11 protein-coding genes are annotated in these 12703 nt (G+C 71.4%); 8 read left to right on the top strand and 3 right to left on the bottom strand.

The window, feature by feature from the left end; genetic code table 11:
• The first annotated feature begins 38 nt into the window (after nt 1-38).
• From ACVTJA_RS16765 to ACVTJA_RS16740, 6 genes are all read left to right on the top strand, one after another.
• Nucleotides 39-1820: a M61 family metallopeptidase gene (locus tag ACVTJA_RS16765; RefSeq protein WP_465837381.1), complete on the top strand. Its 1782-nt coding sequence runs from the start codon at nt 39-41 to the stop codon at nt 1818-1820.
• Between the two features lie 11 nt (nt 1821-1831).
• A complete protein-coding gene (locus tag ACVTJA_RS16760) occupies nt 1832-3307 on the top strand; it encodes a B-box zinc finger protein (RefSeq protein ID WP_465837380.1) in 1476 nt (491 codons plus the stop codon).
• A gap of 47 nt (nt 3308-3354) precedes the next feature.
• Nucleotides 3355-3738, top strand: a complete 384-nt coding sequence (locus ACVTJA_RS16755; protein WP_465837379.1) for a carboxypeptidase-like regulatory domain-containing protein — start codon at nt 3355-3357, stop codon at nt 3736-3738.
• Nucleotides 3739-4001: 263 nt separating this feature from the next.
• Entirely contained in the window at nt 4002-4886 is an 885-nt protein-coding gene (locus tag ACVTJA_RS16750; RefSeq protein WP_465837378.1) for a ribonuclease HII, read from the top strand.
• Nucleotides 4883-5518 (top strand): hypothetical protein, encoded by a 636-nt coding sequence (locus ACVTJA_RS16745; RefSeq protein WP_465837377.1) that lies wholly within the window; start codon nt 4883-4885, stop codon nt 5516-5518. The genes ACVTJA_RS16750 and ACVTJA_RS16745 overlap by 4 nt, the downstream gene beginning before the upstream one ends.
• Nucleotides 5515-6147 carry a histidine phosphatase family protein gene (locus tag ACVTJA_RS16740; RefSeq protein WP_465837376.1) on the top strand — a complete coding sequence of 211 codons (633 nt, stop codon included), beginning with the start codon at nt 5515-5517 and terminating at the stop codon, nt 6145-6147. The genes ACVTJA_RS16745 and ACVTJA_RS16740 overlap by 4 nt, the downstream gene beginning before the upstream one ends.
• Nucleotides 6148-6192: 45 nt before the next feature.
• On the opposite strand, the gene ACVTJA_RS16735 is transcribed toward ACVTJA_RS16740, so the two are convergent.
• From ACVTJA_RS16735 to ACVTJA_RS16725, 3 genes are all read right to left on the bottom strand, one after another.
• The gene (locus tag ACVTJA_RS16735; protein WP_465837375.1) at nt 6193-7551 is read right to left on the bottom strand and encodes an aminotransferase class I/II-fold pyridoxal phosphate-dependent enzyme; all 1359 of its coding nucleotides are present in this window, start codon (nt 7549-7551) and stop codon (nt 6193-6195) included.
• Nucleotides 7552-7983: 432 nt separating this feature from the next.
• Nucleotides 7984-9939: an acetate--CoA ligase gene (gene acs / locus ACVTJA_RS16730; RefSeq protein ID WP_465837374.1), complete on the bottom strand. Its 1956-nt coding sequence runs from the start codon at nt 9937-9939 to the stop codon at nt 7984-7986.
• Between the two features lie 67 nt (nt 9940-10006).
• Nucleotides 10007-10483, bottom strand: coding sequence for a hypothetical protein (locus ACVTJA_RS16725; RefSeq protein WP_465837373.1), 477 nt, complete (start codon nt 10481-10483; stop codon nt 10007-10009).
• A gap of 70 nt (nt 10484-10553) precedes the next feature.
• Between ACVTJA_RS16725 and ACVTJA_RS16720 the strand changes: the two genes are divergently transcribed.
• Both ACVTJA_RS16720 and ACVTJA_RS16715 read left to right on the top strand, forming a co-directional pair.
• Nucleotides 10554-10976, top strand: a complete 423-nt coding sequence (locus tag ACVTJA_RS16720) for an NUDIX domain-containing protein (RefSeq protein WP_465837372.1) — start codon at nt 10554-10556, stop codon at nt 10974-10976.
• 18 nt (nt 10977-10994) lie between these two features.
• Nucleotides 10995-12665 (top strand): M50 family metallopeptidase, encoded by a 1671-nt coding sequence (locus ACVTJA_RS16715; RefSeq protein WP_465837371.1) that lies wholly within the window; start codon nt 10995-10997, stop codon nt 12663-12665.
• The last annotated feature ends 38 nt before the right edge of the window (nt 12666-12703 follow it).

The raw sequence follows: 12703 nt of genomic DNA, 5'->3' as shown, positions 1-12703 counted from the left end.
CTTCACCTCGCCTCGCACCAGGGAGAGAGACACCGGCCATGCCCCACGCCGTCCGCTACCGCGTTTCCATGCCCCGGCCGCACTCGCACCTGCTGGAGGTGGAGGTCACCTTTCCGGAAGGCGCCGACGTGCTCGACGCGGTGCTGCCGGTATGGACGCCTGGCAGCTACCTGGTGCGAGAGTTCGCCCGGCACGTGCAGGAATTGTCCGCCGTCTCCCCGGAGGGCACGCCGCTGCCGGTGCGCCGCGTGGACAAGCGCACCTGGCGCGTGCAGGCGGGCGGCCGCGCCGTCACGCTGCGCTACCGCGTCTACGCCAACGAGCTCACGGTGCGCACCAGCCACCTGGACGGCACCCACGCCTTCTTCAACGGCGCCTGTGTCTTCCTCTACACGGAGGCCACGCGCGGCCTGCGGCACCACGTCACCGTGGACGCGCCGCGGGGCTGGCGGGCGTTCTGCGCGCTGGAGCAGCGCGAGGGCGCCTTCGTCGCGCCGGACTACGACACGCTGGTGGACAGCCCCTTCGAGGTGGGGCCGCACACGCCGCTCAGCTTCATGGCCGCGGGCGTGCCCCATGAAGTCGTCGTGTGGGGCGACACCGTCGCGGACCCGGAGCGGCTGTGCGCGGACCTGCAGCGCATCTGCGAGACGCAGGCGCGCATGTACGGCGGGCTGCCCGTCTCCCGCTACCTCTTCCTCATCTACCTGACGGACAAGGGGCGCGGAGGGCTGGAGCACCAGGCCAGCACCGCCCTGCTCTTCCCACGCGCGGGGCTGTCCAGCTCGCGCGGCTGGGAGGACCTCCTCACGCTGGCCGCGCACGAGTACTTCCACCTGTGGAACATCAAGCGGGTGAAGCCCCGGGCGCTGGTGCCCTTCGACTACACGCAGGAGAACTACACCTCGCTCCTGTGGGCCTTCGAGGGCTCCACCGCGTACTACGACAACCTCTTCGTGCGCCGCGCCGGGCTGATGTCCGCGCAGCGCTACGTCACCCGCCTGGGCGAGACGCTCACCGCGCTCCACTCCACGCCGGGCCGCCGCGTGCAGACACTGGAGGAGGCGTCGCTGGTGGCGTGGGTGAAGCACTACCGCCCCGACGAGCACTCGCCCAACAGCGCCATCTCCTACTACCTGAAGGGCGAGGTGGTGTCGGCGCTGCTGGACCTCGAAATCCGCCGCGCCACCCATGACGTGAAGTGCCTGGACGACGTGCTGCGCCTCTTGTGGCTGCGCCATGGCGACGGCTCCGGCGTGCCCGAGGACGGCGTGGAGAAGACGGCGAGCGAGGTGGCGGGCACGGACCTCACGGCCTTCTTCGACCGCGCGCTGCGCACCACCGATGAGCTGGACTACGGCGTCTTCTCGCACGTGGGACTGGAGCCGTGCTTCCGCCCGCGCGAGTCCGCCAACGACAAGGGCGGCACGCCGCCGCCCAAGGGCAAGGCCGGCGAGGGCCGTCCCAAGGGCTGGCTGGGCCTCACCACCAAGGGGAGCAGCACCACGGTGGCCACGGTGCTGGAGGGCTCGCCCGCGCAGGAGGCCGGCCTCTACGTGGAGGACGACGTGGTGGCGCTGGACGGGTGGAAGGTGGACGGCGCGGGCCTCCTGAGCCGCTGTGAGGACAAGCGGCCCGGCGAGACGGTGCGGGTGACGGTGTTCCGCCGGGACAGGCTGCTGGAGGTACCGGTGGTGCTGGGCCAGAAGCCCGCCGAGGCCGTGTGGCTGGCGCGGGTGGAGCGCCCCACCGACGCGCAGAAAGCCGCATTCCAGGCGTGGCTCGGTGCCCCCTGGGACGAGGCCCCTGGCCCGACGTAGGCTGGAGGGCGATGACCGCCCTGTTGCCCCCGCCGGACGCCGTGGACGCGGACGCGCCCGCGCCCTTCTGCAAACAACACCCTCGCGCGCCCGCCGGCTGGCGCTGCCAGTCGTGCGAATCGGCGCTGTGCCCCGACTGCGCGGTGGGACGCCGCGCGCAGACGGTGGAGCTCGTGGCGTGCAGCCTCTGCGGAGGCGGGGCCTCGCCCATCCTCACCCACCGGAGCCGCGAGCCGCTGGCCCGGCGCCTGAAGAATGCGTGGCGCTACGTCTTCACCGCGTCCGGCGCGCAGGTGCTGACGGCGGTGAGCCTCGTGCTCTCCGCCCTCGGGTTCCTGGTGGAGTTCACGGCCCCCTTCCTGAAGCCGCTGCCCCTGGCGCTGTACGGCAGCATGTTCTGGGCCACCTTCTTCACCCTGGTGCGCGACTCCTCCCGGGGCGTCACGGAGCTGGAGACGCCGGAGTTCACCGACTTCTTCAACGACGCCATCATCCCCGGCATCAGGGGGCTCACGGCCTTCACCGCGGTGTGGATGCCGGCCATCATCTGGACGGCCTTCCTGCGGCCGGGGCACACCGGCTGGGTCGGGTTCGGCTTCATCCTGAGCGGGGACCAGCGGCCTCCGCTGGAGGACCCGGTGCTCTGGGTGCTCCTGCTCGTGGGCGTGGTGTGGCTGCCCCAGGCGCTCATCGTCACGTCGGCGGGCATGCCGCCCTCGGCCATCTTCAAGGTGCCGTCGGTGGTGCGGATGATGCGCAGCCTGGGACGCGACTACCTGCTCACCGTGGGCGCGCTCGTGCTGCTGGGCCTCGTCCACCTGGGAGCGAAAGGCATCGCACTGTGGCTGCGGTGGCACGACTGGGTCTTCATCTCGCGCATCCTGGCGGAGGCCGTCACCCTGGTCGCCCCGTTCACCGCCGCGCACGTGCTGGGGCTGTTGCTGTACGTGCGCGGGGATGCGCTCGGGTATGGCGTGGCGAGGGACTACTGGGTGCCCATCCTCGGAGACACGCGCCCGCGCCTCACGGCCGCGCCCCTGCGTGACGACGCGCCGCTGGCGGCCCTCGAAGGCGGGCAGCCGTTCACCGAGGTGAAGGATGCATCGCGGCAGGCCGCCAGCGACGGCCTCTCCGCGCTGGCGTCGGCGGTGGAGGCGCGCGACGTGCCGCAGGCGATGGCGTTGTACACGACACTGCGGGCGCAGCCGGAGGTGCGTGTCCCTCCGGCGCACCACCTGTTCGTCGGACAGGCCGCGGCGGTGGAAGGAAACTTCCCACTGGCGGTAGCGGCGTTGGAATCCGCGGCAGACACGGCGCCAGATGCCCCCACCGCGCCCCGTGCGTTGGTACTTCTGGCGCGTGTCCTGGGCGAGCGGATGGCCGACACGGCGCGCGCGGAAGAGGTGTACCGCTACGTGCTGCACCGCTATCCGGACTCGAGCGCGGCGCGCTTCGCGCGCGAGCGCGTGTCTCCGTCATCCGACTGACACCCGCGTTGCCGCGCGCCCCGTGCGGCACCACCTTCAAGCGCATCATGGTTCGGGTGCGTGGGTGGTGGTGGCTCATCGGGTTCTCTCTTCTCACCGGGTGTGACGAGGCGCCGCGCGTGGAGCGCGCGGACGACGACTGCCAGGAGGAGCTGGTGGCGCTTCGGGTGGAGGTGGTGGCGGCGGATGGAGCCCGCGTGCGTGGCGCCACCGTCACGGCCACCAACCTGGCGTCGGACGTGAGCATCACCGGCATCACCGACGAGAACGGCGTCACCACCGCCGTCAACGAGTCGCTCGCGCCCAGCCCGGTGCGCGTGGTGGCCAACGCGGGCTCCAAGGTGTCGCCCTCCGTCCGCGTCGAGTGGGTGTGTGACAGCTGCAACTGCGTTCCGGAACCCCAGACGCTGCGGCTCGAGCTGACGCCGTAGGCCGCTGGCCCCGGTCCCCTCCGCTCCCGGGACTTCCGGACTTCCACCAGGGAGGTTGTGTTGTCCCCTGCGCCTGGGGTACGGCTAGTGCCATGCGAGACGCCCGCCTGCCCTCCCTGCGTCCCACCCTCCCCGCCCCCAGGGCGACCCGCCAGCCGGGCGCCGACATGTGCGCGGAGGGGGGGACGTGTCGCGGCGGCCAGCGGGTTGCCCCTCCACGAGGTCATGCCCGGGCGCTACCTCTCGGGTAGCGTTCAATCGACATGTCCGCAGACAGCGTGGAACAGCTTCTCCAGTGCGCGCTCTCCGAGCTGACGGAGCGCTTCGTCACCCACTCCCACCCCGTGCCCTCCGGGCTGCTGGAGGCGTTGGAGGGTGACTCGCGGCGCGGCGCGCGGGAGCTCGCCCGCCGCATCCGGGCGCGGCAGGAGCGCAACCGCGCCGAGGGCCAGCGCCTGCGCCACCTGCTGAAGTTCGAGGTGGAGCTGTGGGAGCAGGGCCTGACGCACGTGGCCGGTGTGGACGAGGCGGGCATGGCTCCGCTGGCCGGCCCGGTGGTGGCCGCCGCAGCGGTGCTGCCGAAGGGCTACCGGCTCAAGGGCCTGGACGACTCGAAGAAGGTTCTCGACGCGGAGAAGCGCGAGGAGCTGGCCGTGGCCATCAAGCGCGACGCGGTGGCGTGGGCGGTGGGACGGGCGGAGGTGGAGGAGATCGACCGCATCAACATCTACCACGCGGGCCTGCTGGCCATGCGCCGCGCGGTGGAGGGGCTGGGGCTGAAGCCGGACTTCGTGCTGGTGGACGCGCGGAAGATTCCGGAGTGTCCCGCGCCCCAGCGCGGCATCATCAAGGGTGACTCGCTCTCCATGAGCATCGCCGCGGCGTCCATCCTCGCGAAGACGACGCGCGACAGGCTGATGACGGAGCTGGACGCGCAGTACCCGGGCTACGGGCTGGCCGCGCACAAGGGCTACCCCACGCCGCAGCATGTGCAGGCGCTCAAGGAGAAGGGCGTGCTGCCCATCCATCGCCGGAGCTTCGGGCCGGTGCGCGAGGCGCTCGGACTGGGGCCCGGCTCCACGCCCTCCGCGGTGCAGACGGAGCTCTTCCCCGCTATCCCTTCCGCGACGACGACGAACGACACGTGAGCTCTGACCAGGACATCGACCTGTGGATGGCGGCGCGGGGCATCACCCTGCCCGACGCCAAGGCCCGCGCGCGTGAGGTGCTGGAGGAGGCGGGCCTCACCCGGCAGGGCAAGCAGCGCATGAGCGAGCCGAAGCTGCTCAAGGCCGCGGAGCTGCTGGACTCCCGCTTCTTCTCCGTGTGCGCGGACGGGGCGTGTCTCAAGGTGGCCCAGGCGAGCGGCAGGGAGCCGCTGCGCGTGGAGCCGCGGAGCCACTGCGCGCGGTGTGGCGGCTCGGCCAACCGGCGCGCGGAGGTGGCCTTCGTGGAGAGCTGCAAGCGCCACGGCGTGCGCAAGGTGGTGATTGTCGGCGGCTCGCCCGCGGTGCGCGAGGAGCTGGAGCAGAAGCTCGGGCACCAGATTGATTTGCGCATGGTGGACGGCACCGAGCGGCGCACGTCGGACCGGGCGCGGAGTGATTTGGACTGGGCGGACCTGGTGCTGGTGTGGGGCGCCACGGAGCTGCACCACAAGGTGAGCGGGCACTACACGCACGGGGGCCCGGCCTACAGCCATAAAGTCGTGCACGTGGTCCGCCGGGGCGTGGCCGCCCTGCTGGAAGAGGCGATGACCCATCTGGAGCGGGCACGTTGAAGACCGAGCTCATCCTCATCCGCCACGGCGAGACGGAGTGGAACTCACAGAACCGGCTGCAGGGGCACAAGGACAGCGCGCTGAGCCGCGAGGGGCTGCGGCAGGCGGACTTGCTGGCCGCGCGGCTCGCGTCGGTGCGCTTCCACGCGCTCTACAGCAGTGACCTCGGCCGCGCGCTGGAGACGGCCCGCCGCATCGCCGCGCGCACGGGGCACGCGGTGGTTGCGGACACGCGCCTGCGCGAGCGGGGCCTGGGCATCCTGGAGGGGCTGACGCGCGAAGAGGCCCATCAGCGCCACCCGGAGGTGTACGCGTGCTACACGAACGAGGGGCCGGACTACGTCGTCCCCGAGGGCGAGAGCACCGCGCAGCGGCTGGCGCACGCGGTGGCGTGCCTGGAGGAGCTGGGCACGCGGCACCGGGGTGAGCGCGTGGTGGCGGTGACCCACGGCGGCGTGCTGAGCCTGCTGTTCCGCCACAGCCTGGGGATTCCGATTGGCACGCCCCGCGCATTCTCCGTGCTCAACGCGGGGTGGAACCAGTTCGACTTCCACGACGGCAGGCTGCGCCTCGTGACGTGGGGCGACGTCACCCACCTGCAGGCCGCCAGCCGCGACGACAACACCTGAGCGGCGCCCCGCTCCGACACGTGGGCGGGACGCCGGGGCCGTGGACTACAGCTCGGCCTGGAGGCGCTCGTCGAGGAGAGGCGAGACGACGCGGGAGGCGCGGGACAGGGACTTCACCAGCCGGCGGGCCTCCTCAATCGCGCCGGACACCACGTCGGCGGCGTGGCGCGCCTGCTCCGGGGTGTGCGTCGCCATGACCTGCATGCGGAAGCGCGTCTCGCGCAGGCGCACCGCGGGGTACTCCACGAGGTTGGAGAAGATGCCGCGCTCGAAGACGAGCTTGGCGGCCAGGCGGGCCACCTTCGGGTCCCCCACCGGCACCGGCACCACGTTGGACGGCTCGCCGAGGCACTCGATGCCGCGCTCGGAGAACGCGGTGCGCAGCGCCATGCTGTTCTCCCGCGCCTTGTTGCGCAGCGCCTCGCCCTCCTCGGAGCGGACGATGCGCAGCGCCTCCAGCACCACCGCCGCCTGGATGGGCAAGAGCGCGTTGGAGAAGATGTGCGGCCCGCCCATGACGCGCACGAACTGGCGCACCGCCGGCGAGCGCGTGGCCATGAAGCCACCGTTGGACGCGAACGTCTTCGAGAAGGCCCCCACCACCAGGTCCACCTTCCCGAGCAGCCCCTGCGCGCCCAGGCTGCCCGTGCCGCGAGGCCCCAGCGCGCCGAGGTCATGGGCCACGTCCACCAGCAGCGTGGCGCTGTACTCGCGGCAGATGGCCTGGAGCTCCTCGATGCGAGGAACGTCCGAGTCCATGGAGAACAGGCCCTCGGTGACGACGAGCACGCCGTTGCGCGCGTCCTTCGCGCGAATCTCCTGCAGCTTGCGGCGCATGGCGCGGTTGCTCAGGTGCGGCACGCGGCTCACGTTCTGCGTGGCGGCGGCGGCGCCCTGCTGCAGGCACTGGTGCGACAGCGCGTCCAGCACCACGTGGTCATCCGGCCGGACGAGCCCCACAATCGTCCCGAAGCCCGCGCCCCACCCCGTGGAGAACAGCGCCACGTGCGGCATCTGCAGGTGCTCGGCGAGCGCCTTCTCCAGCATCAGCGACGGTGCCGTGTTGCCCCCCAGCATCGCGGAACCCGCGCTGTGCAGCCCGTACTGCTCGATGGCCCGGTGCGCCGTGGCCACGACTTCCGGATGCGTGGAAAGCCCCAGGTAGTCCTGTGAGCCGAAATTCAGGCCCTGCCGCGAGGTGCCCGTCTCGCTGCGCACACCACCCTCCGGAGTGGGAGCGGACTCCAGGCTCCGCGAGTACGGCCACAGCCCCGTCTGACGCCGCGCCTCCTGCCACTGGAAGAACTCCTCCGTCCGCCCCAGCAGGTCCGGCCCCGTCGGCTGGGAGTAGTTGGAGATGAAGTGGGTGAAGAGGGGCGACTCGAGCTGATCACGGAGATCCATGAAGCACTTCCGGGGGAGGAGGGGGGCGTCGCTGGGTCGAGAGGCAAGGCACTTGGGGGGCGAGCCTGGCTCCATTTAATGCCTTTGCATCTTTCCAGTGTCAACCGGGCTACTCCGATGACCGGGCTGTATTCGTTTGTTCCGACTCAAAGGGATGTTCAGCACAGAGCGAAAGACTGCCCTTGCAGGCGACTCGGGCAAGCCCAGCAAGCGCTTGCTTTGCCTGGTCGGCGGCTGCTCGCGTCATGGGTGCTGGAAGCAGGAGAAGAGGTAGGAAGGGGTGGCCTTTTCGGTGCTTCCTGAGAGGTAGGAAGCCGTCGGCCTCCAGGAATGCGAGGGCCCCGGCGCCACCCGCTTGGGGTGACGGCCGGGGCCCGTGGAAACCCGTACGTGGCGCGGGTCTACCTGCACCGCGGTGCGAGCCGCAGTGCGCTACTCGTCGCTCTGCCGCAGCGCGGCGAGGACGTTGAGGTCCTCCAGCGTGGTGGTGTCCTGGGAGGACTGCTTGCCCGCGGCCACGTCGCGCAGCAGGCGGCGCATGATTTTGCCGGAGCGCGTCTTCGGCAGCGCCTCGGCGAAGCGGATTTCATCCGGCCGGGCGATGGCGCCAATCTCCTTGCCCACGTGCGCGGCCAGTTCCTTCTTCAGCTCGGGCGAGGGCGCGTTGCCCTGCTTCAGCGTGACGAAGGCCACCAGCGCCGTGCCCTTCAAGTCGTCGGGCCGGCCCACCACGGCGGCCTCGGCGATGCGCGGGTGCGCCACCAGCGCGCTCTCCACCTCCGCGGTGCCCAGGCGGTGGCCGGCGACATTCACCACGTCGTCCACGCGGCCCATCAGCCAGAAGTAGCCGTCCGCGTCGGTGCGCGCGCCGTCGCCGGTGAAGTACTTGCCGGGCAGCTCGCTGAAGTACGTGCGCACGTAGCGGTCCGGGTCGCCGTACACGGTGCGCAGCATGGAGGGCCACGGCTTGGTGATGAAGAGGAGCCCGCCCTGCCCTCGCGGCACCGGGTTGCCCTGCCGGTCCAGAATCTCCGCGTGGATGCCGGGCAGCGGGAACGTGGCCGAGCCGGGCTTCGTCGGCGTCGCGCCCGGCAGCGGCGAAACCATGATGGCGCCCGTCTCCGTCTGCCACCACGTGTCCACCACGGGGCAACGGCCGCCGCCGATGACGTCGCGGTACCACATCCACGCCTCGGGGTTGATGGGCTCGCCCACGCTGCCCAGCAGGCGCAGCGAGGAGAGGTCATGCTTGCGCGGGTGCTCCTCGCCCAGGCGCATGAAGGCGCGGATGGCGGTGGGCGCGGTGTAGAGGATGGTGGCCTTGTAGCGCGCGATGATTTCCCAGAAGCGGTCCGGGCCCGGGTGCGTGGGCGCGCCCTCGTAGAGCACGGTGGTGACGCCGTTCATCAGCGGGCCGTAGACGACGTAGCTGTGCCCCGTCACCCAGCCCACGTCCGCGGTGCACCAGTAGACGTCGTCCTCCCTCAAATCGAACACCCAGCGCGTGGTGAGCGACGTATTCACCGCGTAGCCGCCGGTGGTGTGCAGCACGCCCTTGGGCTTCCCGGTGGAGCCGGAGGTGTAGAGGATGAACAGCGGGTGCTCGCTCTCCACCCACTCGGGCTCGCAGACGTCGGACTGCGACTTCACCAGCGCGTCCCACGCCAGCAGCTTCGGGCCGGACAGGGGCAGCGAGTCTCCCGTGCGCCGCAGCACCACCACCTTCTCCACGGTGGGCATGTTCGGGAGCGCGGCCTCCACGTTCTTCAACAGCGGCACCACCGCGCCCTTGCGCCAGCCGCCGTCCGAGGTGAGCAGGAGCCGCGCGCCCATGTCGCTCATGCGCTCCTGGAGCGCCTCGGCGGAGAAGCCGCCGAACACCACCGAGTGCACCGCGCCGATGCGCGCGCACGCCAGCATGGCCACCGCGGCCTCGGGAATCATGGGCAGGTAGATGCCCACGCGGTCACCCTTGCGGATGCCCAGCGACTTGAGCCCGTTGGCGAGCCGATTCACCTCGGCCGCCAGCTCTCCGTACGTCAGCTTCCGCCTGTCACCGGGCTCCCCCTCGAAGAGGATGGCGGGCTTGTCGCGGCGCTTGTCGAGGTGCCGGTCCAGACAGTTGTAGGCCAGGTTGGTGCGGCCCTCGACGAACCAGCGCGCGTGCGGCGGCTTCCAGTCCAGGACCGTGCGGAAGGGCTCCTTCCAGTACAGCTCCTCGCGGGCCCTGTCGCCCCAGTACTTCTCCGGGTCCTTCGCGGCCTCGTCCCAGAGCCGCCGATAGTCCTCCATGCTCCGGATATGGGCCTGTTTCGAGAAGGCCTCCGGCGGCGGGAAGACACGCGTCTCCGTCAGGACCGACTGGATTTCGTGCTGCGTTTCAGCCATGGGCTCCTCCGCAGAATGGGCAACCGCCCCTCTGTTCTAGGAACCCACGCGCCCGGGCTCAAGCGAACTAGTCGCAGCGCTTCGAATCCTTGACGGCTTCGTACCTCATCCACAGCTCGCAGACGCACGAGTCCGGGCGCGGGGCCTCGTAGCGCACACGCAGCACGCCGTTGAACTGCGTCTCGCACTGCGTCGTGCCCTCCAGGTGGAGGTTGACCTGGTCCAGCAGGCACTCCTCGCCATTCACCTCCGTGGCGGCGTTCACGATGCTGCCGTCGATGGAGAAGTCGTCGCCGTTCTCGAGGAAGTAGCCGGTGAGGCGGCTGTCCAGCAGGGCGAAGTCCATGGTGACGACGCGGCCGGTAATCTGGAGGGCCCCCCGGAATGCGTCCGGGTCGGAGGCGTACAGCCCGCACTCGTCGCGGTAGACCTCGACGGGAGTGAGGACGTAGTCGCCCTCCTCCTGGGCGTAGGGCAGGCAGCCGGCCATGCCGACCACGAGGAGTGCGGGGACGAGGAGCTGGAAGCGTCTCGGGGTGGACACGGCGCGCACCATAGCCCACGGGGCGCATTGGGTGCAGTGCGCCGTGACGGGCGCGGTTAGACTTGCCGCCATGGCCGAATACCGCAACCCCAAGCCCACCGTGGACTGCATCATCGAGCTGTCCGGTGAACGCATCGTCCTCATCCGCCGGAAGAATCCGCCCGTCGGCTGGGCGTTGCCGGGCGGCTTCGTGGACGAGGGCGAGGCGCTGCACACGGCCGCCGCGCGCGAGGCCCGGGAGGAGACGGGGTTGACGGTGAAGCTGGTGGAGCAGCTCTTCACGTACTCGGACCCGAAGAGAGACCCGCGCCAGCACACGATTTCCACCGTCTACCTCGCCACGGCCGAGGGCGAGCCGAAGGGCGCGGACGACGCGGAGGAGGCGAAGGCGTTCGCGCTCGACGCGCTGCCGAAGGACCTCTGCTTCGACCACGGCACCATCCTCTCCGACTACCGGACGTACAAGCGGACCGGGCAGCGGCGGAAGCTGTAGGGGCGCGGCGAACGGCGGATGCATTACGCGCTCGTCCTCCTGGCCCTCGGGGCCCTGCTGGCCCTGCATGAGTTGGGGCACCTCGTCGCCGCGCGGCTGCTCGGCGTGAAGGTGCCGCGCTTCGTGTTCGGCTTCGGCCCGCCGCTGCTGTCGTTCCGGCTGTGGGGCACGCAGTACGTGTTCGCCGCGGTGCCGCTGGGGGCCACCGCGCACGTGCAGGGGATGAACCCGCACCGCGCGGACTCGGAAGAGCCGGCCAGCTTCCGCGCGCTGGGCCCGCTGCGGCGCGTGCTCATCGTCCTGGCGGGGCCGCTGGCCAACGCGCTGCTGGCGCTGGGCGTCCTCTTCGCGCTGTACACGGCGGGCACGCACGTGGTGGTGCCGCTGACGGTGGGCACGGTGCAGCCCGGCTCGGAGGCGGCGCGGGCGCAGTTGTTGCCGGGAGACCGCATCGTCAGCGTGGCGGGACAGCCGCTGAAGAGCTGGTCGGAGTTCGTGGAGAAGGTGGCCGAGTCGCCGGGGCGTCCGCTGGAATTGGCGGTGGACCGGCACGGCGAGCTGCGCACGGTGCAGGTGCGCCCGCGTCCGGACGAGCGCGGCGCGGGCCGCATCGGCGTGAGCCAGCAGTACGTGTACCGGACGCACGAGGCCGGCGAGGCGCTGAGGCACTCGTTCACGCACATCGGCAACGTGGCCAGCGAGGGACTGTCGATGCTGGTGCGGCTGGTGAAGGGGCCGGGGCACTCCGACGCCTCGGGGCCCGGGGCGCTGATGCGGCAGGAGTCCTCGGACGCCGCGGCGTCGGGTTGGGATTCGATGCTGCGAGCGCTGGTGGCGGCGTCGGTGGCGCTGGCGCTGCTGACGATGCTTCCGGTGCCGGGACTGGATGGCGGCCGCGTGGTGCTGCTGCTGGTGGAGGCGGCGAGCGGAAGGAAGCTGCCCGCGCGCGTGGAGACCGTGGCGCAGACGGTGGGCTTCCTCGGCATCGCCGCGGTGATTGTGGCGATGGCGGGCGCGGAGATTCGGCGGGCGCTCCCGGAGCCGGCACAGCCTCCGGCACCGGTGGCGAGCACCGCGTCACCCGCGACAACGCCACCGACGATGCCAGCGGGCTCGACACCCGCGACGGCGCCAACGGGCCCGGCTCCGGCGACGGCCAGTGGTGCATCGGCGGCACGACCGGTGACACCACCCTCGGATGCAGGAGCGGCTGCGGGCAGCGCGGTCGCTCCGGATGCGTCGACTCCGGCGCAAGGCACGGCGGTGGCCGCCGGGCTTCCGGCTCCGGCCACGGCGGCGGATGCGGGCACGGCCGCCGCGACCGCGATGACGTCCGATGCAGGCACGGCCGGCACGGTGGCCGCGACCGCGATGACGTCCGATGCGGGACAAGTCCCCGCGCCTTCTCCGCCGACCGTCGCGACAGGCAACGGCGCGGCCTCGGGCGGAGCGACGCCGCCTGCCGGAGCAGCACCGGGAACGCAGGCCGCCCCGGCGCCAGTTCCGACAGGCACGACCGGAACCACGCAGGCCACGACGCCGGGCTCAACGCCTCCCGCCTCACCGAGCGGAAGCGCCCGTGTGGAGGCGCCCCAGTCCCCAGCGGCGACCTCCGCCCCCACCAGCCCCGCGCCCGCGCAGGGCAGGCAGCCCACGCCCCCTGCCACCGCCGCCGGCACGCCTCCTTGACCGCGCGTCCGTGGAACCTCTCCCCCGCCCCGGCTGTC

Source organism: Pyxidicoccus sp. M6, from assembly GCF_055568925.1.
The sequence above is the reverse complement of the archived record's forward strand: the minus strand, read 5'-3'. Positions and strand labels throughout refer to the sequence as shown.